The organism is Comamonas testosteroni, assembly GCF_030505195.1.
Classification (GTDB): Bacteria; Pseudomonadota; Gammaproteobacteria; order Burkholderiales; family Burkholderiaceae_C; genus Comamonas; species Comamonas testosteroni_G.
This window is the reverse complement of record NZ_CP129672.1, coordinates 5,520,897-5,541,389: the sequence shown is the minus strand read 5'-3', so window position 1 is coordinate 5,541,389 and position 20,493 is coordinate 5,520,897. Positions and strand designations below refer to the sequence as shown.

The following is a 20,493-nucleotide window of genomic DNA, read 5'->3' as shown; positions in this document are numbered from 1 at the left end:
AATCAGTAATCAGGCGGATTGCGGGCGGTTCACATCGCCGCGCGCCAGGATGGAAAAGCTGTGCTCGATGCCGGTCTCAGGACCCGGCTGGATGGTTCGCACCACCCAGAAGGGGTAGATGGCCCCCACGGTGTTGATGCGCAGAATGTTTCCGATGGCCCAGCCGCTACCCCAGCCCAGGGGCTGGATCGTGAAATAAGGTTTGCCCGTGGCCGGGTTGACGGGCGAGCAGACGCTGTTGATGTCGCCCGTGGCGATCACGCCCACATGCTCGCCAATCACGAGGAATTGGCTGGTCGACGTGAACTCAAGCACCCAGCGCTCGGTGCTGCCGCCTGCGTTGGTAATCTCGATAGGAGACACGCTCTGGTCATACTTGGCGGCAATCTCTGGCCCCGTGGGCGCGTCAGCCCAGACGTTATCGATCCAGGTCTTTTGCGCAAAGGCCAGGCTCACACGGGCGCGGCGATCGCTGGCCTGCAGGGCGCTGGAAACATAGGTGCCGCTGACCGGGTAGTCATGGGTCAACGCCCTGTTGAAGGTGATCTCGCCCGAGATCTGCACATCGGTGGCGACGGCCATGTCCTCGATCCGGTCCTCGATCGTCACCGGCATGGTCATCGCGGACACATCGGTAAAGGTGACCAGGCCGGCCTCCAGGTCGGCGGTGTAGCCGGTGTTCAGGGTCTTGCCGTTGGCATCCCTGACCACCACCCGCGACAGACGCACGCGGGCCAGATTGATGGTCTGGTTGTTGCTGACGTTGAGCTGGGCGCTGGTCTTGGTGTGGCCCACCACGCACAGCGTGCCAGGCCTAAAGATCGGAACCTTGCCGTCACTGGGCAGGCGCACCGGGTCAATGCCGATGATGTCGGCATTCATGGGCAGATAGGCATAAGCCACAGCCGTGTAGCGCAAGGCACTCGCAACCACGGGCTGCGGTTTAAAGATCCTACCGTCCGGCTGCACGTTGGCCGCGTCATACCAGGGCTCGGCATCATTGCCTGCGGCAGCAACCAGGCTGCCGAAGCCCAGGCGCACCAGACCAGTCTCATAGTCCACCGTGCCAACCACGCCGGGAGCCGTGATGGTGCCGTCGATGCCTGCACTGACGTTCTGCGAGCCGCCCGAGGCCCTGGGCACTTGCACTGTGAGGGAGCCAGGGCGCAGGGGAGCCGCTGCCGTGCGGAACACATAGGCGCTGCTGATGGCATCGCCCAGCGTGGTGATGCAGCCTGCACGGCGCAGCTGGTTCGCATTGCCAGGCGTCCACGAGGTCAGGCCCACACGGCCTGTGGCGTAGTTGACCGAGCCGCGCGTCACAAAGCCGCCCGAGGTCAGCACCCGCAGCACGCCCCTGCCGTCATCGCTCCAGGGCTGACCGCTGGAGGGCATGAGCACGGCCGAGCCAGGCACGACCGGAGCCTGCACGCCTGTGACCAGGTCAAACTCAGGCGCAAACGTGACCTGCAGCGTGCGGCGCGTTGCGCTGCCCGTGGTGCGAAAGCGGATCTTGACGTAGCCGCTTTCGTCATTGGGGTAGATAGACGGGGCATTGAGGTACTCGATGCCCTCATAGTTGAGGCGATACTGGGCCACCTCGCCCGAGAAGCCACCGCCGCTGACCTGGCTGGAGGAGTAAACCGGCTTGGGGATCTTGATGACCACATCGGGGTTGAAGTCCACCGCGCCGGTGCTGTAGTTGACCGTGCCGACCTGCACGCCACCCAGCATCAGCTTGCCATTGCCGTCATCGCGGGCGAGCTGGGTGGGGTCGACCAGCGTCACGCCCATCTCGCGGAGCTGGTCGCGGGTGTACAGACCCAGCACGCTCTGGTCGGTCATCGTGTTCCACCCCACCTCGACCGTGAACGGCACCAAAGCACCCTGGCCGGCAGAGACTGCCAGACGGCCTTGTCCGTTGCGCGAGGGGTGCTGCAGGTTCACCTCGACCGCCGGAGCAGTGTCGACCGTGACATCGAGCACGGTGCCCACAGCGGGCAGCAGCTTGGGCGCAAACAGCACCTCGGAGCGACCGACCCGCACCTCGCCCGTGGCATCACCCTGCAGCTGCCAGGCGGCAGTGGCTGTAGCCGTGCGCTGGGTCGTGCCATCCATCCACTTGATATCAAAAGCGCCGGGATACAGCGCCTGCCCCGCAGGCAAGGCCAGGGCAATGGTCTGGCTGATCAGCAGGTCAGCGGCAGGCTGCACGGTCTCCTGCGTGGGCACGCCCCAGTGCTGGACGATGGAGCTGCCCACATCGGGCAGAGCACCCAGCGTGATCACAAAGCTGCCGGTCTCAGCGCTATAGGTGCCCGCGCCATAGCTGGAGTCGGTACCGCGCAGCGCGCCGTCGCCGGCGTCCGAGAGCACATACCAGCGCCCCTGCGCCCGGTAGCTGAAGCTCAGCGTGCCGCGCGCCGGCAGCGGCGTGATAAAGCCCGTATAGCTCTGGCTGCGGTTCTCTGCCGTGATGCGGATCTCGCTGGACTGCGGCACGCGCTGCATATAGGCAGCGGGCCGGTAGCTGATGGTCTTGGTGCCGTCATAGCTTCCCGAGCTGGACGTAACGATGCCATTGGCATAGTCCACCAGACCGATCTGCTGGGTGCCCGACATCAGAATGCCGCCCTTATCGGTCAAGGTCACTCCGCCCACCACGATGGAGAGAGACCCCGGCAGGCAGCCACCGGGTAGGGCCAGGCTGGTGGTGGTGTTCCAGGTCTGCGATGTGCTGAAGGTCACGACCTCGGCCGCAGAGACCGGGAAGCCTGCCGCCGCATAGGGAATGGTGGCCGGGATGGGCGTCTCGCTCTGGGCCGAGGGCACGATCTGGGTCATGATCGTTTGGGCGATGATGGTGAAGTCGCCCAGGGCGGCGGCCTTCTGCAGGGGCGTGACGCCCACATAACTCCCCGCATCAGCCACCACCGTATCGCGCAAGCGGGCGCTGTTGGCCAGGCGCGTGAACTGGCGGCTTGCCGGGGAGCCGGTAAAGCCGTAACGCAGCGCATCCGAGATCTCTACAGAGACAATTACTGCCTTGAAGTCTTTGTCGATGTCATAGGTGAAAGTACGCTCCACGCTGGTCACGCGAATGGCGCGGACATACTGCATCTGCTCGTTCACCAGACCTTCATTGCCCACCAGCACCAGGGTCTTGCCCACGGCGGGCAGCTCGGTACCGGGGCGCTGGAAGATCTGAATGACGCGCTGACCCTGGATGTGATCTTCATAGAGATAGCCCGCCCACTCCGGCCCTTTGTTGAGGTAGGCCTCCAGCCGGGCCTGCGCCTGGGCACGGGTGTCATAGACGCCGCCCGTGGCAAACAGGGTGATGGAGATATTGGGATCTTCGGGCGGCTTTGCCACGATGACGTTGCTACCCTGGTAGGTGTCGCGGTCTTCGGTGTCCACGCCCACAAACACCTGACGCATGTTGTCGCGGCCAATGGCACGATCCATCTCGGAGACGTCGGGCATGATGGCGTTCTCTTGCCCGGACTCGATCACGACGTTGGACGGCCCACCGCCGCCCTCGGGCACATCGTCCATGACTCGGCTGGCTCGCAGCTGGATGTCGCCTTGTTTGATACTCATTGTTCGCCTGCTTCCAGAAAGCGCAGCACCAGGCTGCCGTAATAGTCGTCGTCCTGCTTGTCGCAGAAGTCAATGACGGACTGCATGCCGAGCGCCCTTGTCTCGTCGGCATCGCCATGGTCAAAGACCACGCTAAAGGTCTCGCCACGGATATCCAGATCCAGGCGCAAGCCGGGAACACTGCCCCACTGCTTGATTTGCTTGAGAGCGCGGCGCTCGATCCAGGCGCTGCCACCCTCGCCCTGCAGGGTGATGCGCTGGCCGCCCTGCAGCTGCATGGCGCTGATGATCAGAGTGCCAAAGGCGCTGCGCTTGCTGCGCTGGACCACATTGGAGGCCGTCAGTTCGTCCACCCAAATCAAATCGGGCGGCAGGTCCAAAGCCACGCCGCCCGAGGTCAAAATGATTCGATCGCTCATAGTCAGTTGCCGGTCTGGCTCCGTTGTTGCTCCATGATTCGCACCCACTCGCGGCCCATGGCCTCCAGCGAGTTCTGGCCGGTCTGATTGGTCGGCACCGGATTGGCCGGCGCGCTGTTGAAGTACAGATTGACGATGCGATCGATCTGCTGGCCGCCACCGTTGCCGCCACCAGATCCGCCCGTGCCGCCACCGTTACCGCCGCCAGACCCTGCACCGCCCCCTGCGCCGCCCGTGCCGCCACCAGATCCGCCGCCGCCATTGCCACCGCTGGACTGACTGGACTCGGCTTTCTTGCGCGCCCTCTCCATGGCCTCACGCTGAGTGAGTTGGTCCAGCTCGCGGTCGAACTCGAACTTGGTCAGGTCATACATGTAGTTGCCGAGCTGGCCGCCACTCTTGACCGTGAAGGGGTTGTCTCTCGCGTACTGCTGCTGCCAAGTCGCCCACCAGGCCTCGGCCTCGGCTCTACTGCTGAATGAGGGCACGGCATCGACGGGGTTTGTCTTGCCCCGGTTCATGTACTTGGAGCCCTCCAGCTCCGCATTCCAGTTGTCCTGACGCTGCTGGAACGCGCCGGCCAGCATCTGGCCGTCCTGCACCAGCTTCTGGACTTTTTCAGAGACGTTCTCGGCCTCGATGCCCATGGCCTGCAGTGCGGCGACGGCCTGGTCCTTCATGCCCGCAAAGCCGCGCCCGACGTTGTTGGTACTTCCGTTCAAGTCATCCAGGGCACGCTTGGAGTCATTGACGCTCACCAGCGTGGCCTTACCGGCCTGGTCGACCTCCACACGCCAGCCGCGCACGGCTGCCTGCGACTTGACCCACTCAGGTGCAACACCCTTGTTGGCGGCGATCGCATCGTCGGCTGCTTTCTTGAAGGCATCGCCCAGCTCGCGGGCACTGGCGGTGCCGCTGCTGGCGACGATGTCAAAGGCTTCCTTAGACTTGGCGGCGACATCCTTGAAGGATTGATCGGTCTTCACGCCCAGCTGGTCCAGGGCTTCCTTGAGGCTGTTGATACCTGGCTTGGCCTTGTCTGCCGCATCTTTGAGCGCATCGATCTTGGTCTTGGCCTGGTCCAGCAGGCCATCGGCCACACGCTCGCCCAGCTTGCCGCGCAGCTCCTCGATCCGGCGCGTAACCTCCTCCACGGCCTGCTGACTGTCGGATGTGTCCAGTGCCTTGACAAAGCTGGCCTCCAACACGCGCCCCGTGTCGACGCCCTGCTCCTTGAGCCTGCCCAGGCCGTTGATGACGACATCTAGGTCATTGATGACCGAGCGCGACGCCGTGGTCATGCGCCCCTGCAGATCCGTGAAATCCAGCCCCGTGCGGCGCACAGCCTCGCGCAGGGTCTGGTCCATCATCTGGGCGACGCGCTCTGTCTCGCGGCCTGCGGCGGCCATGGCCCCCTCCAGCCGGTCCTGCATGGCCTTGATGACTTCGGGAGCCGCGCCCTTTCTGATGGCCTCATCGATCTGCACGCGCAGCTTGTTTGCCTCCTGGCCGGCACCGGCGAAGGCCTGGCGCGCCAGGATCTCGAACTTGGTAAGATCCTTGCCGTCCAGGGCCTGCGCCCAGGCCGCCTGCACCTCACTGGCCGAGAGCTTGCCGTCTGCCGCCAGCTTGTCGAGCACTGCCGTGGCCGAACGGATGCCGGCTGCATTGGACAGATCAAAGTCCTTGCCGATCTTGGCAATGGCGTCGGCAGCGCTGTCGCCGCTTTGCCGCAGCTGGTCAAACTTGGAGGCCAGGCCCCGGGATTCCTTGCCCAGGTCAAACTGGCGGCTGCGCGCCTCCTCCATCAAGGCATTGTTTCTGCGCAGGCTTTCGGCGTGCACCTTGGCTGCCTCGTCGGCCACACGCATCTGGCGCTCTGCCTCCTCGATCGCCTTGCCGTAGCCCATCCACTTGGCAGCCTGCTCGCCCAAGGCCTGGCCCAAACCCAGGATCTCAGGCGTGAGCGCTGCAATAGCAATGCCCCAAGGCCCCATCAGCGCCGAAGCGCCACGCCAGACGATGCCGGCTTTGGCAGCCTGAGCCGCATTGGCCGCAACCGCTGCCGTATTGGCCGCAGTGGCAGCAGTGGCAACGCCCTGGGCAGCACCGGCAGCACGCGTGAACGCGCCGATATCGCCCCAGGCCTTGGCATTGGCGGCGCGCGCTGCCGTGTTGGCCGTAGTGGCTGCCGTGTTGCTGGCCTGGGCCGCTGTGTTCTGGGCACTGGCCGCCGTATTGGCCTGCTGTGCGACCGTGTTGCGGGCAGCTGCAGCCGTATTGACCTCCAGCTCCTTAGTGGCAGCCATGGTGCTGGTGGCCCAGCGCGCGAAGTCGGCCACCAGGCCGGAGATCTTGATGGCTGCCCAGGCCTTGCCTGCTGCCGTGAGAGTGCCGACCACCAGATCCAGATTCTGGGCCAGGGCGTTGATCACCTTGGCGGCGTTTTCCGTGCTGAGCAGCCCCTTGTTGGACTCGCCCACATAGATCGTCCATTGGGTGGTGAGGTTCTGCAGCGCACGGCCCACTGTGGGGCGCAGGCTCTCAAACTCGCGCGCCACGACCTGGGACTGGTTCTCCAGGGCGCGCATGACGGTTTCAGTCGTGAGGAAGCCCTCGCCGGCCAGCTTGCGCAGCTCGCCCGTGGTGACGCCCAGGCCATTAGCCAGGGCCTGCGCCAGGCGCGGAGCCTGCTCCATGACGGAGTTGAACTCCTCACCACGCAGCACGCCCGACTGCAGGCCCTGGATCAGCTGCACCAGCGCCGCCTGGGACGATGCTGCCGAAGCACCCGATAGCTGCGTGGCCTGGTTGATGGTGGCAGCCAGGCCGAGGGCACGCTCTTGCGCCTGGACAGCGGCCATGCCGCCCTCTTCCGAGGCTTTCTTGAGACGGGCAAATAGATTACCTGTTTCCTCCAGCCCTGTATTGGTCTTGAGCGCCACCGCCTGGACTCCGGCCAGGCCCTTTTCAAACTGCGCACCGGCACCCGTAGCCAGGCGGACGCGATCTTCCAGATTCGTATAGGCGTCGGCGGTGTTCGCCAGGCCCTTGATCATTCCGCCAAAGTAGCTGCCGGCGAGCGCCGCAGTGGCAATGTTCTGAATGCGCTGCAGCTGCACGCTGATCGAGGTCATGCCCTCGCGCAGCGTGCGCTGGTTCTGCGCCTGGACCTGCGTGGAAGCGGTCGAGGCATTGGCCGCCTGCTGGTACGCGGGCACCAGGGCCACGATCTCGGCGCGGGCCTGGGCTACAGCCGCCTGCAGCGCCTTCTCCTGCTGGGCCACGCCGCTGGTGCTCATGCCCATGCCTTCGAGCGCACCCCGGGTCTGCTGCAGCGCCGTATTCTTGCGGCCCAGCTCGGCAGACAGCCTGGCCGATGCGCCGATGGCCGTTTCGTATTCCTTGCGCAGCGCGGCCTCGGCATTCACGCCCTGGCGGGCCGCACTGGCAGCACTGTCCAGGGCGCTGCGCTGGGTCTTCAGTTCCTTGGAGGCCGCAGCGATGCCCGTTTTGAGGCCATCCAGCGTGGTGCGATATTCATTGGTGCGCCTACCCGCAGCACTGGTTTCGTCGCGCAGGCTGCGCAGCGCATTCTTCTTGGAGACCAGGGCTTGCTGGGCTGCAACCACCGACTGGCTGGCCGTCGCTTCTGCCTGGCCCAGCGCCTTGGCCTTGGTCGAAGAGTCCTCCAGCTCGCGGCCCAGGCGATCGACGACCACGACCGAAGCGTCCAGTTGGCGCGTCAGGCTCTGTGTCTCGACCCGCAGCTCGGCAAAGCCGCGCAGCGCCCGTTGCTTGGAGCCAAGCGCATCGAGCGCGGCGGCAGCGTCAGCAGCCCCTTGCTTGAGGTCGCCTTCGAGCACATCCCCGACATTGCGCATGGCCTTGGCAAGATCATCGGCGTCAGCAGCCCCCTTGACTGCAGCCTCAATGTCATATTTGATCTTGGGGTCAGCCATTTGATGCCTCAGGGGATGGAGAAATGAACGGTTTGCTCTGGTGTGTAGTCTTGGTGTGCGTCGGCTTGCCGCTGGCCCTGCTGGGCCTGCTGCTGGAATCCGAGCGCATGATGGCCCTGGGGGCCGGGGCCATCGCCACCGTCGTGGTGGGATGGCCCGTGCTGCTACTCATGGGCCTGGTACAGACGCCTGTACGCAAGCGCTGATCAGGCAGAAACGCCGGGGAAGCGGATCTCGTAGCCCTCGGTCATGCCCTTGGGCGTAACGATCTTGCCGGTCAAGGTAATGGCGCTGAAGTCACTGCCCAGAAAGTCGAAGCCGTTATTCGAGCCCAGCACGCACTCGTGAACGTCGGCTTCCACATGCTCACCATTGACCATGTTCTTGCCGTCAAATCGTGCCTGGCAGCGCACCTGGGTCACACGACCGCCGAGGATCTTCTTGCCGTCGACCGCACCCCACTTGGCTTCGATATTGACCTTGTCACCCTTTGCGACGCCATTCTCGACAGCCAGAAAGCGAAACTCACCGCGCAGGTAGTTCACCTCGTAGTGCTTGCCCAGCTCCAAGGTTTTGGTACCCGCTTCGTCCTTGATGACCAGGTCGGCCCCACCGTAGAGGTTGCGTTTGCCAAAGGGCAGCCAGATGTCGAGATCAGTGACCGTCAACTCGGCACCGCCAGCGGTAGTCGCACCCATCGGCTGGGTGAGCTTTTCCACGATGCCCTGGAACTGCATCGCCAGGGCCTTGGTGTCGCCCGCAGACAGCTCGATCGTGAGTTCCGTGGGCTTCGCCAGAATGACCGAGGCGCGTGCCTGGCCGTAGTCCAGATGCGAGCGAGACTCGGAGGTCTTCTCTTCAAAGTTGGGCTTGATCTCGAACTTGTCGGCATCGAGCGCTTCACCAAAGCCGTCGTATTTCTGGGTGATGGTGTTCCAGAGATTCAGGTTCACCAGGCCAGCGCCCAGAATGGCGCGTGCGGTAGAAGAGGTTTGAGACATTTGCGTGTCCTTTCAACAAAAAGCCCGCCGGTGCATGCACGGGCGGGCGGATAGCCAACAGAAAACCGAGATCAACTCGGGTCGCGGTACTCGATCGAAAACGCGCCCAGCACCAGGGAGCCACCGACGTCGATGTTCTCTAGCCGGTACCGGACCTCGCCCTCTTGCAGGCCTGAACCGGCCAGGGCAATACCCGCCCCAGTGATCAGCCTCATGCAGTCATTGCGCAAGATGCGCTTGACCAGGCGGTAGTCGCCATGCGCTTGTAAGCGTGCACTCTCATTGCGGGCAATCACGCCCACGCTGAAGTGGTAGATGCGCTTTTGCACCTGGCCGGGATCGTCCACAGGCACGTCCCGCTGCTCTTCCAGGAACACAAGCCGATCACCGTCCAGCAAGGCGCTCGCACGCTCGGGGTTGTCCAGGACCGTGATACCAGCCAGGCCGGGATCGGCACGCAGCGCCTCGATCAAGATCCGGCCCAGCTCAAACGGCACGCCGTTGGGGCACTTGTCTGCAGCTTTGCTCATGGCCGAGTACTCCCCAGCAGCACCATTAGCTCAGCGCCGTCGTTGACGCGCTCCGGCATGTCGAGCACGCGGAACCTGCTCCCCTCGGCCAGGCCGAGCTGGGGGACAGCCTCCAGCAGCTGCACGATATCGTCGGCACGCAGATCCACCAGGCCAGGGCACTGGAGGGTGCGCGATGTCGCCATCGCGTGCCCATCCAGAGCCTCCCTGTCTGTCATGCCCACAATGCCCCGGAACGTGAGATCGTCCACACCAGGCCGAACGCGCTTGAGCTGCAGCGCGAAGTCCGGGCCGTAGAAGACCGCCTCCATGTCGTGGTCGAGGTCGAGCATCAGGCCAGCGGCAGCGTCTTGCCCTTGCCGCCCTTGCCATCGGCTGCAGAGGCAGAATCAGCCAGCGCCTTTTCCGCAGCTTCAGCGCGAGCTTCTGCCTCTGCGCGGGCCTTGGCATCGGCTTCAGCGCGTGCCGCGGCTTCCTCACGGGCACGAACTTCAGCATCGAGCTGGTTTCTCAACTCAAGCAGCGCGGATTGAGCAGCTTCGACTCGTGCCTCGGCCTGCTCGCGGGCGCGGATCTCGGTCTGAAGGCGCTCTTCAGCCTGGGCGTTGGCCTGTTGCTCGCCGCTGGATGGCGACTGAGGCTCCACAGCGTCGCCCAGATCCTTGGCATCCTGCTCGGACAACTCGACGACAGAGCCAATGGGCAGGCGCTTGCCCTCATGTCGCACCTGGTGGCGGGTTACGTACTTGCGCATGATCAGGCCCCCTTCCCTGCGTTCTTGATCAGATAGCCCGCAGTGGCGCCCACCAGCACAGGCTGGCGAGCGTCGTTGACGGGGTAGTACCAGGTCTTGGGATTGCGCTCGTAGTAGGCCTGCTCCACGTTGGGGCGGTCCCTGAGCTGATAGGTGTAGCCGAAGCTGGGCGAGCCGCGCTGCTGCATCGTGGCCGGCGTGGTGAATGCCAGGATGGCATCGGCCCCCCACATATCCTGAAACGATGCACCGTCGTGATAGGTGGCTTCGCCTTCGACAATGCGCTCGATCTCGAACAGGCGCTGCAACTGCTCGATCGTGGCAGGGACGCGGTCAGCGGTGATGCTGATGCGGTCCATAACCTTGGGGTGATTGCGCAAGGCCAGCAACGCCGTCGGGGACAGCACCAGCACGCCAGGCTTCTTGCCCGTGCTCTTGCGAATGGCCTCACGGCCTTCATTCACCACATCGAAGGGGTTGCTGGCCGAGTTGGTCCAGTAGTCGGTGCTGGACAGCACCACCTTGTGACTGGCGTCGTAGTTGTTCACGTCGAGGGCCAGATCAGCGGCCTGCTTCTCGCGCTCGTTGGCCATGACGTCCTGCACCGTGTTGATGGCGTGGCTGCCCAGGTCGATGCCAGGGACGGTCTGTGCCTCCTCCTCGGTCTCGATCGGCACTTCGCCTTCCAGGCTGTGATCGACCAGCGAGTAATTGCCCTTGCCGTAGCCCAGGCGGATGCGCTTGGTGTTTGCGCCAGGGGCGCGGGCCGAGTTGACCAGCTGGAATGCATCGGGCGGGAACACCAGAATGGTGCCCGAGCGGCTGCTCACGTCGACGCGCGGGAATAGGATGTCGGCAATCTTGGCATTGGGCGAGCCATAGCCGCGCGCCACGGCGGTCAGAATCGGGTCGATGACGGCCGCTTCGCTGGGGGTCATTTGAGACATGTATTTCTCCTGTGTGCTTGGAATGAAGTGGCTCAGGCCACCAGTTGAGCCATTGGGGTGAGCAGTACCTCGATACGCTCACCTGCCGCCGTGGCTGGGCTCATGGCCTTGGCTACGCCAGCCTTGCCGGCCGCAAGCGGGACGACGCGGCCTTCGGCGTCGACCATCAAAGGGACGTCCAGTGCAATGGCGGCACCGGCAGTGACGATGGCCGTGCCCTGCACATCGACCGGCACCAGGTCGCCCTTGGCTGCGGCGTTGGTGCGGGTGACGCCAAAGGCCGCCGCGCCTGCCGCCGGATAGATGCCGGCCTGGGTGATGAAGCGCTCAACGGCCAGAGGCCCGCCAGCCGCCACCGTGAGCGCGAGAAGAGAAATGCTTGTTTGCATGTTGATGCTCCTGAAGAAAGCTTGAGCGTTTACTGGGCGTATCCCAGCGCCTTGAAGGCGGCGACCAGGCTGCCGCCGTTTTCCTTGACATAGGCTTGGGCCTCGGCCACCTGCTCGTCCTTGGACTTCTCGACGTCGGGCGGCGCAGCGCTGGGCTTTTGCGCCTTGGGAGCCTCTTCGCTGTGCGCGGCCACTGCGGCTGCGCGGGCGTTCTTTTCCGCAGTCAGCACGGCCATGCCGGCCTGCTCCGCCGTAGTCTTGCCATCGAAGGCCAGGCCCTGCAGCAGTTCGGTGTGGCCCGGCAGGCCATCGCCCACCGCCAGCACCGCCTGGATTCGCTCACGCTCCTGCGTGGCGCCCAGACTCAGAAATTCCGCGCGGATCTGCACGAACAGCGGCGCGTGGTCTTGCTCCAAGGACGCACGCGTGATGGGGGTTGCATTGGGATCACCCATGGTTTTCACCTCACGTTTAAGGGTTGGGTCTTTGGGCGCAGCACCGGCGCCTGGGGACGAATTGCCCAGCGCAAACACCGCCTTGCGGCGCTTGGCGAACTGGGAAGGATCTGCAGCCATTCGCGCGACCAGGTCGTCCAGGGTGGAAACACCGTCCACCAGGCCTGCATTGATCGCGTTCTGACCACGAAAGACACGGCCATCGGCCATGTACTGAAGCACCTGCTCACTGCTGGCACCTCGAAAACGCGCCACGTCATCCACGAACAAGGTGTAGACATAGTCCACATCGGCCTGCACCTCGGCGCGGGCTTCCTGGGACAAAGGCTCTGACGCATTCACCATGCGCTTGTATTTGCCGGCGGCCACCGACTCCTGGCGCTTGCTGGCTCCAGGCTCATAGCTGCGGTCCATGACCACGCCGATGGAGCCAATGCTCACCACGTTGGAGCTGATATAGATACCGTTGGCCGCACTGGCGGCCCAATACCCGGCGCTCAAGATCTGTTCGTCCGAGAACACCACCAGGGGCTTGCTGGCTGCAGCCTCGAAAATGGTCTGGGCCAGCTCGGGCACGCCCAGCACATTGCCTCCGGGCGAGTTAAGCACCACGACCATGCCCTTGACGCGCTGGTCGACCATGGCGCTTTCAACCTGGCGGGCGGCCACCTGGGTGCTGATGCCGCCTGAGACGCGGGCAAACAGATTGGCCTTGGGGGCCATCACGCCGGACAGCTGCAGCACAGCCACTCCATCGGGGTTGACCTCGTATTCCTGCTGCTCATTGGCAAGGGGACGGCCCAGCCGGGCCTCGACCGCTGCCACATCGATCTTGTCGCCGCGTAGATGGGTGTCGTAAATGGCCTGGATTTCGTTGAGCATGGCCGGCTCAAGCGCCCAGGCACCCTGGATCAAGTCGCGCAGGTTCATGGTGTCGCCTGTGTATGGTTGGTGCCGCTGCTGCGGCTCATGAAGTTGACAGTGCGCTGCAGATCCTTGACGTCCGTACGGATGTCGGAGAGCGTTTCCTTGATCCGGCTGTCCTGGTCGCGCACATGCATGGAGCTGGTGAGCAACTGCGACTCGATCAGCGTCACGCGCTTGTCCAGCGTGCTGTAGGCCGAGAAGCCCGCGACCATGAAGCCCACAAAGGTCAGCACATGACCCAGGTTGATGGTCGGGTCGAACGCCACGCGGCGGCGCGGCACGATATCGCTCATGTCTGAGGCTCCTCAGGAGGTTTGTTCTGCTGTGGGGCCGGGGCGCCGGCCTTGGGCACCGGCAAGATGCCGTCGGCCTTCAGGCGGTCGTGCTCGGACTTCATCTGCGAGTACGTGTCGTCAAAGCTGTCACTGAACAGCTCCCACATCGCACGCTCGCGGGTCATCAGGCGCGCATCAATGGCAGCCACATAGGCGGCCACTTCGTCTTTGGGGCTGATTGAGCCCATGGAGTCGCCCGGCCAGGCCGCACGGGTATAGGCCCAGCGCATCAGCGGATCGGAGAAATAGCCCGGAGCTTCAATGCGGCCGGTAGCGACCGCTTCGGTCATCCATGTTTCGTAGATGGGCTGGCAAAACGACAGGGCCAGCCAGTTGCGCACGCCCCGGAAATAGGCCCAGGCATCCAGCAGTGCTGCCTTGCTGGCTGAATAGCTGGCATTGAACTGCTTGAGCAGCAACTCATAAGGCAGGCCCAGGCCCATGCCGATCTGCTTGATGACTGCCAGGATAAAAGGCTCGAAATTGGGATTGGGCCGACCAGGATTGACCAGGCTGGCCTTTTCGCCGGGAGCCAGCCCCACCACGCTGCCCATGCCCAGGGCGATCTCGCCAGACTCTTCTTCCTGCCTGGTCTCTCCCTGAAACACGCCGGATGGCGTGCCATCTGGCGTCTCGATGAACACCGTCAGGTAAGAGGTGATCACCGCCGCCATGATTTCGGCCTCTGTGTAGCGGGAGATCTGCTTGATGCAATCAATCACCGGGGCCAGATAAGGCACCCCGCGCACGGCACCGGGGCGCTGCTTGCGAAAGTGGTGCAATACGCGGCGGCGGCCGGAGCGGTTGCCGATGCGATCCACCCATTCACCACGGAAAGCGCGTGCGCCCACGGCCTGGGCCGAACCGGGATGCTGGTCGTAGATGAAATACGAAACCGGAGCGCCGGCGGCATCGAGCTTTACACCACCGGCGATGGTGGCCGTGTCCATCTTGCCCAGCGGGTTGCCGATGCGATCGGCCTCCAGCACCTGAATGCGTAAGGCATAGGGCTGCATGCGGGTGCGCGCGGCATCGGGCAGATTACTGAAGCAGTCGCCCGACTCCAGCGTGCTGCGCAGAACCAGCTGTTGCAGCTGATAAAAGGTCAGCGTACTTTCCAGATCGCAGTCAGTACTATCGGCCCACAGACTGAACTCCTGCTGCACCTTAGTCTTCCAGGCCTGGGCGCGCTCATCGCTCCAGCCCAGCACCTTCATGGCAGGCGCCGCAACCAGGGCCAGCCCGGTGCCGACCACGCGGTCCAGATTGGTGTTGATCGCCCCAGTGGCAATGGGCGAGGTTCGCGCCAGTTCGCGGGAAGCACCGCGCTGCAGGGGCAGCCGCGCCATGCTGTCGGCACGCGCATCACGCGGGGACGGATTCCACCAGCGGCTGGAGCGGTTGACGGCCTCGGAGCTGTCGGCCGGCCCCATGGCGCTCAGGCCCGGGTGCTGCAGCAGCTGGTCGGCGGCCGCTATCTGCACCCGCTGCCTGGCGCGAGCTGCCCCCCGGGCCGGATCGAAAAAGGCGATCGCCCTGTCAACAATATTGAGCTGCATGCTTATCGGGGTCGAAGATTGATGATGCGGCGCCCGCGTGGCGCCATGGCCGCCTGCAGCAGGCCGATCTTTTGCTGGCACTCACGAATGCCGTTCTGCACCTGCTCCAGCTCGGCACGGCGGTTTCGCCTGGCCGTCAGGCCCTGGCCTACCTGGTATTCCTGCGAGTCAAGAATGCGCTTTTCGGCAGCCAGGTAGCTGGCGAGGCGGTCCTGCCAGGACTGAAGTTCTGCGGTGCTCATTACCAGCGTCCTTTCGATTTCATGGAGGCGACAGCCTTGGCAAACTCAGCCGGAAACTGCTTGCGCGCCACGCCCTGCACTACGCCAGAGAAGTCCAGGCGCGGCCGGTAAGTCGGCGCAGCATTAGTGAACACAAACAAGGGGCGCAGCCGTTTGCCTTCGCGCCGCCAGATGCCGTCCGGGCGACTGCCGCCCTGTGGCTTGCCCACATACAGGTCGTTTGCCAGCTGTCGGCCCTTGGCGAGACGCTTGCCGCTGCGGCTGCGCGTGGCGCTGACAGCCTTGAGGTTCTTCAGCGCCTTGAGAATGGTGCGAATGTCTGCGCCCTTGACGTTGCCGTTGGCGTCCAGCCTAGCTGCGGCGCCAGGCACCACAAACTGCCCTGCCGTCAGCACGCCGGCATAGCGCAGCGCGTTCTCCATCCCCTTGGCACCACGCTGACCGCCTTCGACCTCGGGCAGCAGATAGCTTTCCTGCGCGTTGCCCCTGGTCATGGCCTTGGTCTTGACCAGGACGCGGGCACTGAGCTTGTTCTTGCTGGCCGGCTCTATGCGCAGCGCATTCAGCGTGTAGCTGGTCGGGTTGTCGAAGGCCTTGCGCATGGCCTGGGGCAGATCCTGGGTCTGCGCCTGCTTGGCACAGCGCGTCAACGCCGTAGCCGTGGCATAGGGAATCAGGCGCGCAGGCACCCCTCGCACCTGGTTTGCCATGTCTGCGAGAGACTGGCCCGTGTGCGAGATGTTGAGCATCTGGATCTTCCAAGAAAAAGCCCCCGGCTCATTGCTGAGTGCGAGGGCTCTGCCTGATTTTCAGGCGGCTGCGGCGGTTGTTTCGTATCAGGCGGATTTTTTAGACCTACCTGAATTAGCCCGAATTTTGGGGCAAAGTGTCTTGTGAAGTCGAGGACTAAAGTGTCTTGTCTGGAGCTGACAATTTAGCGGTTGACGTACAAAAATAAACCTCTAAATCTCGGGAATCGGAGCACCCGAATTTATAAGAAGCTGCCCGAGGATCCTCAATGTTGACTCAGTTTCTTTCGAGAAAAGGCGGTTCCACAACAAGCGGTAGTCAACATTGTTGTAGTTATGACTAATGACCGCACGGAGACCGTACCAGCGAGAAATATTTACGCCTGAAACAGTCAGCAGATGCCCATCGGGACCGTGGAAGATGTTTACAAACGGCATATTTTGCATCCGCGGAGGGAGCTGGAGTTTTTTCTTTTCCGCCCCCATTCGGGCTTGCTCTGCCTTGATAGCGTTCTCGTTACCAGCTCCTATCATGCAGACGTTGTGCAGACACTGCCCCAAAACTTCAAACCGGCGCACCATGCCATCACGCGACAACTGTAGCGCGGGCGAGGGCAGCGGGCTAAATGGATCTTTAGTGGTCAGGCGCTTGGTAACAAACTCATGCTTCTTCCACATCGCTGTATACGAGCGAGCATAGAGAATGGACTCAAAGGCCCGAGTCACCTGCTGAATCCCAGCAGGAGAGAGCATTGCCGGAACTGCAGGTTTCTGCTTTCCATGCGGGATCAGCATCATTGGGTCGTAAATCACGGCACGACCAGCCTTCGCCGCTGTGGTCATCAGGCGGCGAAGAAGAAGCGACCGTCTTCCTTGACCTCGACAGCACCTCCCAGCACCTTGCTTGAGATGCCTCCAGAGGAGTTGACTGTGACCTCCTGATTGAAGAGGTGGGACAGCTCCTCGCTGATGTCTGCTAAATCCAGAATGTCTGCATTAGGCTTGAGGTCGACAACAACAGTCATCGGCGTAGCCTTGGAAGTCTTCTTACTCATGTCGATGGGCGAGCCGTAGACAAGCGTCTGCTTCGGGAGAGCGCGCCAACCCCGACCTCGATGGGACTTGACAATTTCCTCTACCGCCTTGCGACGCTTCAGTAAGTCTTGGTAAGTAAGCGACATGTCTGCCACCAATCCGTAAGGTTTGACCTGAATGTCTTTATTCATTTGGTGATTTTTCTCTGAACACAAGGATACCAAGAAACAAAAAAAATTAAAAAAGATCTTTGAGCAATCGGCAACGCTTGTTCACAGATGTGAAGTATTCTTGAAATTCTTTTGCAGCTACAAGCCATACCGCGCACTACCTGCAGTCACCGCCTGCAGATTGAATTCCAGCACCGCCTGCGCCGCAGCATACAGCCGCTTGCGGAAGTCTCCCAGCACCAGATAGAAATGGCTACGGCTGATGTTCAACGCAGCCGCCGCAGTCTTGACCGGCGCAACGCGGTGCACGTAGTACAGGTCGAAAACCCGTTTGTCCAGCGCGTCGGGCTGACTCACATAGGCAATGTGAAACGCCGCCAGCTCCGCGCTGCAGATGGCATCTGGCCCATCAGTCTTCAGCGGTCTGGTGCGCGCTCCGCTGAGCTGGCCAAGAATGGAGCCAATCTTGGACGGTGGCGCGTAAAAGCGGCGCGTGGCCTTCCAGCGCACCCATTGCTCGCACAGCGCGTCCAGATCCTGCTGCTCTTCACTGTCTGCAGCCGGGGCTTCATCGGCCTGCGGGGCGGCAGCGGCCAGGCGCGGGGCCTCGGGGTCAGTCTGGTGGTGGTTGGACATTAGCGAATCCCTCTCGAAAGTATGCGGCGCCCCACGGGTGCTCTGTTGATGGCGGTTACCACGGGCATGGGGGCCTGTGGTGCCGGGGCCGGCACAGCTGGTGGGGCAGGAGCAACGGGCTCACTGACCGCAGGCTGCTGCGGCGGGGGTACAGGCGCCTGTACGGTCTGTGCCGTGGTTTCAGACTCTGGCGTGGGGTTGGGTTGAGGCGCCGCAGGCTCGCTGACGGGCGCTGATGCCACGGACGGCAGAGGCTCCGGCATGGGCAAAGGCGCGACTGGTTGAACTGGCGCGGGTGCAAACAGGTCCAGGTTGGGCGGAATCAGCTTGTCGCGCAGACGCTTCCAGTCCATTGCGCTCCATTTGTGCAGGCCCAGTTGGTGGGCCAGTGCCAGGTTGTAGACAGACAAGTCCCATGCCTCGTTGCGGGCGCCTGGTGGTTTGAACCATTCGCGTATTGACCGGCCCTTGATGAATTTGATGCGCGGCTGCTCCACGACCATCATGTCGAACCAGGCGGGCGGCAGATCCTGGTGGAAGTGCATGGCACCACTGCCTTCGGTCTGCTGCATGCGATTGCTGAGCCAGTCCTTGGCAACGTCTGTGCCGACCGTCCACAGCTCCACCCCGCCCTTGACCTTGGTACCGCCCCAGTCGATGTCCACCTTGCTGGGCATGCTGCTCATGATGGGCCTGTGCGGGCGGGGCGAGCCATGCAGTACCACGCAGTTGAGCCGCTTGCGGGCCATGCCGTAGTTGTAGACGTCCTGCGTGTGGTGACCGCCCGAGTCAATGCCGTAGGCGCTGATCGGGATGAGCCTGCCGCTGGCGTGCAGCAGCGGCGTGCGCTTGATCTCGTCCAGGCGCTGCCACACGCTGCCAGGCGCGTCTGCGCTTTCGGTGGGAGAGCCCGGCAGCACGATGTAGTCGATGACCCAGTGCTCCATGCCCGGCCCCCAGGCCTCGATCTGGCACTCCAGCCGGTCGCCCTGGGTGTCGACCGTCATCGTGGCGACCAGTGCGGCGTCAGGCAGCACGCGCAGCGGGTAATTCTCGGCACGGCGGCGCAGCTGCGCGGCGGTAGTGGTGGTCTCGCTGTTGCGGTAGCTCAGGGCCAGGCGGGTGTTGTAGAACACCTGCATGAATGAGTGGTCACCAACCTTGATGGCTTCCTTGGCAAAGGCGTAGTAGCGCGCCAAGGACAACCAGGTTTGGGCGCCAATGGGCATATAGAAGGCCGAGCAGGTAAAGCTTACCGTCTCGCCATCGCCCGTGGCCGTGGCCACCCAGCGCGCTTTGCCGCCTGCAGCTTCGTCGGGCAGCATGGTGACCTTGTGGCGCTCATCGATCTCGCAGCCGCACTCCGGGCACACAAACCAGGCACGGTCCATGAAGCCGGTTTCCTCGTCGCGTGCATAGTGAAAGTTCTCCAGTTCCAGCGGGTGCAGGTGGTCGCAGTGCGGGCAAGGCACAAAGTACTTCTCCTGCGTGCCCTTGTCGTAGAGCTTGTCGATCTTGGAGATGCCTTCGATGCTCGGGCTGGAGGTGTAGAAGAACTTGGCATCGTTGGCGTACTGGGTGGCACGCGCCTCGGCCAGCGTGACGGGGTCGCCTTCGCCGTCGATGTTCTGCTCGGCCCGGTCGATCTCGTCAAAGTAGATGTAGGGCGCCGAGACCTCGGCCAGATTGGCTGCCGAGCCAGCGGTGTTCATGTACAGCGTGGCGTCGCCCAGAAAATCCTTGGCCTGGGTCGTGTTACGCGAATCGCGGCTCTTGGCGGCGGCCACGCACTCCGTCAGCTCGGGCACATTGCGGATCATCGTTGCCACACGGGCCGAGAAGCGCTTGACCAGGGTATCCGTGGGCTGCAGGGCCAGGATGTTGCGCGGCCGGCGGTGAATCAGCGAGGCAATCCAGTTCAGCGCCGTCTGGGTCTTGAACATCTGCGACGCGACCTTGGCCACCACGCGCTTGGCCGGGTGTGCCGGCGACAGCACTTGGTGCACACGCCGGGCCGGGTAGCTGTGGTCAAAGCGATAGATGCCCGGCTTGGGGCCGGACTTGGGCAGCACCATGAACTCCTCCGCCCACTCATCACAGCGCAGCTCGGGGTCTGGGCGCGAAGCGTCAATCGCGGCTTCCATCATCAGCGTGTAGCCATCGGCCAGATTCATTCGACCTCCGTTTCAGCAGGTCGTTCGGCGGGCAGATAGGCGCGCATGCGCTTTTCAGCGTTGGCAAAGGCCTTGCGCAGTTCGTCCGAGAACACGCGCTCGATGTCGCGGGAGTCGCCCAGGCCGATCACCGCCGGTGCCGCACGCACAGGCGCGCTCAGGATCTCGTCGCGCAGGGCTCGAAAGGCATCAAACACCGCAGTACGAACGGCGGAGCGACTGACCAGCAGGCCGGCTTCACGGGCGTTTTCGCGCTCTTCGCGTTCGACCGCTGCTTTCTCCTTGCGCACGCGCAGGTCCAGCACCTCTTGAGCAGAGCTGACCTGAGGCGTTTCCGGGGCCTGTGGCGCGCTATTGGCGGCCGGGGCTGCCTCACCCATGCCTGCGCCCTGCTCGCTTGCTGGGCGCCCGCCATCGATGCGCGTGCGGGTGTTCTGCGCCCACTGGATATCGGCCAGGGTCTGATGGATCTTGCCCTCGACCAAGGTAATGCGGCCTTCCTTCACGGCCTTCGCCACTGCCGACTTCGCCACGCCACGGCGGCGGGCGTACTCGGCCTGAGAGATCAGATCCACGCGTACGTTCACTTTGCCTCCCGGCGTTCAC

General features: G+C 63.3%; 20 protein-coding genes. 1 reads left to right on the top strand and 19 read right to left on the bottom strand.

All coding sequences use genetic code 11. The features are described from left to right. Window positions 1-9: 9 nt before the first annotated feature. From QYQ99_RS25680 to QYQ99_RS25670, 3 genes are read right to left on the bottom strand one after another with little or no spacing between them, the layout of a single operon-like run. Window positions 10-3,603, bottom strand: a complete 3,594-nt coding sequence (locus QYQ99_RS25680; protein WP_302090599.1) for a hypothetical protein — start codon at window positions 3,601-3,603, stop codon at window positions 10-12. Then, a complete protein-coding gene (locus tag QYQ99_RS25675) occupies window positions 3,600-4,022 on the bottom strand; it encodes a hypothetical protein (RefSeq protein ID WP_280042563.1) in 423 nt (140 codons plus the stop codon). Before QYQ99_RS25675 ends, QYQ99_RS25680 begins: the two co-directional genes overlap by 4 nt. Window positions 4,023-4,024: 2 nt before the next feature. Beyond that, window positions 4,025-7,984, bottom strand: a complete 3,960-nt coding sequence (locus QYQ99_RS25670; protein WP_302090598.1) for a tape measure protein — start codon at window positions 7,982-7,984, stop codon at window positions 4,025-4,027. Window positions 7,985-8,007: 23 nt separating this feature from the next. Here QYQ99_RS25670 and QYQ99_RS25665 point away from each other — a divergent pair, with 23 nt between their 5' ends. Then, window positions 8,008-8,190: a hypothetical protein gene (locus tag QYQ99_RS25665; protein WP_302090597.1), complete on the top strand. Its 183-nt coding sequence runs from the start codon at window positions 8,008-8,010 to the stop codon at window positions 8,188-8,190. Here the strand turns inward: QYQ99_RS25665 and QYQ99_RS25660 are convergent, their stop codons facing one another. The 16 genes from QYQ99_RS25660 to QYQ99_RS25585 all read right to left on the bottom strand — a co-directional run bounded on the left by QYQ99_RS25660 (window position 8,191) and on the right by QYQ99_RS25585 (window position 20,474). Beyond that, entirely contained in the window at window positions 8,191-8,985 is a 795-nt protein-coding gene (locus QYQ99_RS25660; protein WP_302090596.1) for a hypothetical protein, read from the bottom strand. It abuts the gene before it with no gap. 71 nt (window positions 8,986-9,056) lie between these two features. Then, the gene (locus QYQ99_RS25655; RefSeq protein WP_302090595.1) at window positions 9,057-9,515 is read right to left on the bottom strand and encodes a hypothetical protein; all 459 of its coding nucleotides are present in this window, start codon (window positions 9,513-9,515) and stop codon (window positions 9,057-9,059) included. Beyond that, complete coding sequence (locus QYQ99_RS25650; RefSeq protein ID WP_302090594.1) at window positions 9,512-9,847, bottom strand: hypothetical protein; 336 nt, start codon at window positions 9,845-9,847, stop codon at window positions 9,512-9,514. Before QYQ99_RS25650 ends, QYQ99_RS25655 begins: the two co-directional genes overlap by 4 nt. Further along, window positions 9,847-10,269, bottom strand: a complete 423-nt coding sequence (locus QYQ99_RS25645) for a hypothetical protein (protein ID WP_302090593.1) — start codon at window positions 10,267-10,269, stop codon at window positions 9,847-9,849. Before QYQ99_RS25645 ends, QYQ99_RS25650 begins: the two co-directional genes overlap by 1 nt. Window positions 10,270-10,271: 2 nt before the next feature. Further along, a complete protein-coding gene (locus QYQ99_RS25640) occupies window positions 10,272-11,216 on the bottom strand; it encodes a major capsid protein (RefSeq protein ID WP_302090592.1) in 945 nt (314 codons plus the stop codon). A 32-nt stretch (window positions 11,217-11,248) separates the two neighbouring features. Then, window positions 11,249-11,605 carry a capsid cement protein gene (locus tag QYQ99_RS25635; protein ID WP_302090591.1) on the bottom strand — a complete coding sequence of 119 codons (357 nt, stop codon included), beginning with the start codon at window positions 11,603-11,605 and terminating at the stop codon, window positions 11,249-11,251. Window positions 11,606-11,634: 29 nt separating this feature from the next. After that, entirely contained in the window at window positions 11,635-12,990 is a 1,356-nt protein-coding gene (locus tag QYQ99_RS25630; RefSeq protein ID WP_302090590.1) for a S49 family peptidase, read from the bottom strand. Then, on the bottom strand, window positions 12,987-13,280 hold the full coding sequence (locus QYQ99_RS25625) for a hypothetical protein (protein WP_302090589.1): 294 nt from the start codon (window positions 13,278-13,280) through the stop codon (window positions 12,987-12,989). Before QYQ99_RS25625 ends, QYQ99_RS25630 begins: the two co-directional genes overlap by 4 nt. After that, complete coding sequence (locus QYQ99_RS25620; protein ID WP_302090588.1) at window positions 13,277-14,881, bottom strand: phage portal protein; 1,605 nt, start codon at window positions 14,879-14,881, stop codon at window positions 13,277-13,279. Before QYQ99_RS25620 ends, QYQ99_RS25625 begins: the two co-directional genes overlap by 4 nt. A 2-nt stretch (window positions 14,882-14,883) precedes the next feature. Continuing rightward, window positions 14,884-15,123: a hypothetical protein gene (locus QYQ99_RS25615; RefSeq protein ID WP_302090587.1), complete on the bottom strand. Its 240-nt coding sequence runs from the start codon at window positions 15,121-15,123 to the stop codon at window positions 14,884-14,886. Then, complete coding sequence (locus tag QYQ99_RS25610; protein WP_302090586.1) at window positions 15,123-15,872, bottom strand: hypothetical protein; 750 nt, start codon at window positions 15,870-15,872, stop codon at window positions 15,123-15,125. Before QYQ99_RS25610 ends, QYQ99_RS25615 begins: the two co-directional genes overlap by 1 nt. A gap of 213 nt (window positions 15,873-16,085) precedes the next feature. Further along, window positions 16,086-16,685, bottom strand: coding sequence for a hypothetical protein (locus QYQ99_RS25605; protein WP_302090585.1), 600 nt, complete (start codon window positions 16,683-16,685; stop codon window positions 16,086-16,088). A 29-nt stretch (window positions 16,686-16,714) separates the two neighbouring features. Beyond that, the gene (locus tag QYQ99_RS25600; protein WP_302090584.1) at window positions 16,715-17,098 is read right to left on the bottom strand and encodes a hypothetical protein; all 384 of its coding nucleotides are present in this window, start codon (window positions 17,096-17,098) and stop codon (window positions 16,715-16,717) included. Window positions 17,099-17,215: 117 nt separating this feature from the next. Then, window positions 17,216-17,713: a hypothetical protein gene (locus QYQ99_RS25595; RefSeq protein WP_302090583.1), complete on the bottom strand. Its 498-nt coding sequence runs from the start codon at window positions 17,711-17,713 to the stop codon at window positions 17,216-17,218. After that, a complete protein-coding gene (locus QYQ99_RS25590) occupies window positions 17,713-19,887 on the bottom strand; it encodes a phage terminase large subunit family protein (protein ID WP_302090582.1) in 2,175 nt (724 codons plus the stop codon). Before QYQ99_RS25590 ends, QYQ99_RS25595 begins: the two co-directional genes overlap by 1 nt. Then, window positions 19,884-20,474, bottom strand: coding sequence for a hypothetical protein (locus QYQ99_RS25585; protein ID WP_302090581.1), 591 nt, complete (start codon window positions 20,472-20,474; stop codon window positions 19,884-19,886). Before QYQ99_RS25585 ends, QYQ99_RS25590 begins: the two co-directional genes overlap by 4 nt. Window positions 20,475-20,493: the final 19 nt, after the last annotated feature.

Excerpts from the sequence above, each read along its gene's own strand:
- QYQ99_RS25660 (WP_302090596.1), bottom strand. The coding sequence starts at position 8,985 with ATGTCTCAAACCTCTTCTACCGCACGCGCCATTCTGGGCGCTGGCCTG.
- QYQ99_RS25675 (WP_280042563.1), bottom strand. The coding sequence starts at position 4,022 with ATGAGCGATCGAATCATTTTGACCTCGGGCGGCGTGGCTTTGGACCTG.
- QYQ99_RS25610 (WP_302090586.1), bottom strand. The coding sequence starts at position 15,872 with ATGCTCAACATCTCGCACACGGGCCAGTCTCTCGCAGACATGGCAAAC.
- QYQ99_RS25625 (WP_302090589.1), bottom strand. The coding sequence starts at position 13,280 with ATGAGCGATATCGTGCCGCGCCGCCGCGTGGCGTTCGACCCGACCATC.
- QYQ99_RS25665 (WP_302090597.1), top strand. The coding sequence starts at position 8,008 with ATGAACGGTTTGCTCTGGTGTGTAGTCTTGGTGTGCGTCGGCTTGCCG.
- QYQ99_RS25680 (WP_302090599.1), bottom strand. The coding sequence starts at position 3,603 with ATGAGTATCAAACAAGGCGACATCCAGCTGCGAGCCAGCCGAGTCATG.
- QYQ99_RS25630 (WP_302090590.1), bottom strand. The coding sequence starts at position 12,990 with ATGAACCTGCGCGACTTGATCCAGGGTGCCTGGGCGCTTGAGCCGGCC.
- QYQ99_RS25620 (WP_302090588.1), bottom strand. The coding sequence starts at position 14,881 with ATGCAGCTCAATATTGTTGACAGGGCGATCGCCTTTTTCGATCCGGCC.
- QYQ99_RS25595 (WP_302090583.1), bottom strand. The coding sequence starts at position 17,713 with ATGTCCAACCACCACCAGACTGACCCCGAGGCCCCGCGCCTGGCCGCT.
- QYQ99_RS25655 (WP_302090595.1), bottom strand. The coding sequence starts at position 9,515 with ATGAGCAAAGCTGCAGACAAGTGCCCCAACGGCGTGCCGTTTGAGCTG.
- QYQ99_RS25590 (WP_302090582.1), bottom strand. The coding sequence starts at position 19,887 with ATGAATCTGGCCGATGGCTACACGCTGATGATGGAAGCCGCGATTGAC.
- QYQ99_RS25645 (WP_302090593.1), bottom strand. The coding sequence starts at position 10,269 with ATGCGCAAGTACGTAACCCGCCACCAGGTGCGACATGAGGGCAAGCGC.
- QYQ99_RS25640 (WP_302090592.1), bottom strand. The coding sequence starts at position 11,216 with ATGTCTCAAATGACCCCCAGCGAAGCGGCCGTCATCGACCCGATTCTG.
- QYQ99_RS25650 (WP_302090594.1), bottom strand. The coding sequence starts at position 9,847 with ATGCTCGACCTCGACCACGACATGGAGGCGGTCTTCTACGGCCCGGAC.
- QYQ99_RS25635 (WP_302090591.1), bottom strand. The coding sequence starts at position 11,605 with ATGCAAACAAGCATTTCTCTTCTCGCGCTCACGGTGGCGGCTGGCGGG.
- QYQ99_RS25615 (WP_302090587.1), bottom strand. The coding sequence starts at position 15,123 with ATGAGCACCGCAGAACTTCAGTCCTGGCAGGACCGCCTCGCCAGCTAC.
- QYQ99_RS25600 (WP_302090584.1), bottom strand. The coding sequence starts at position 17,098 with ATGAATAAAGACATTCAGGTCAAACCTTACGGATTGGTGGCAGACATG.
- QYQ99_RS25670 (WP_302090598.1), bottom strand. The coding sequence starts at position 7,984 with ATGGCTGACCCCAAGATCAAATATGACATTGAGGCTGCAGTCAAGGGG.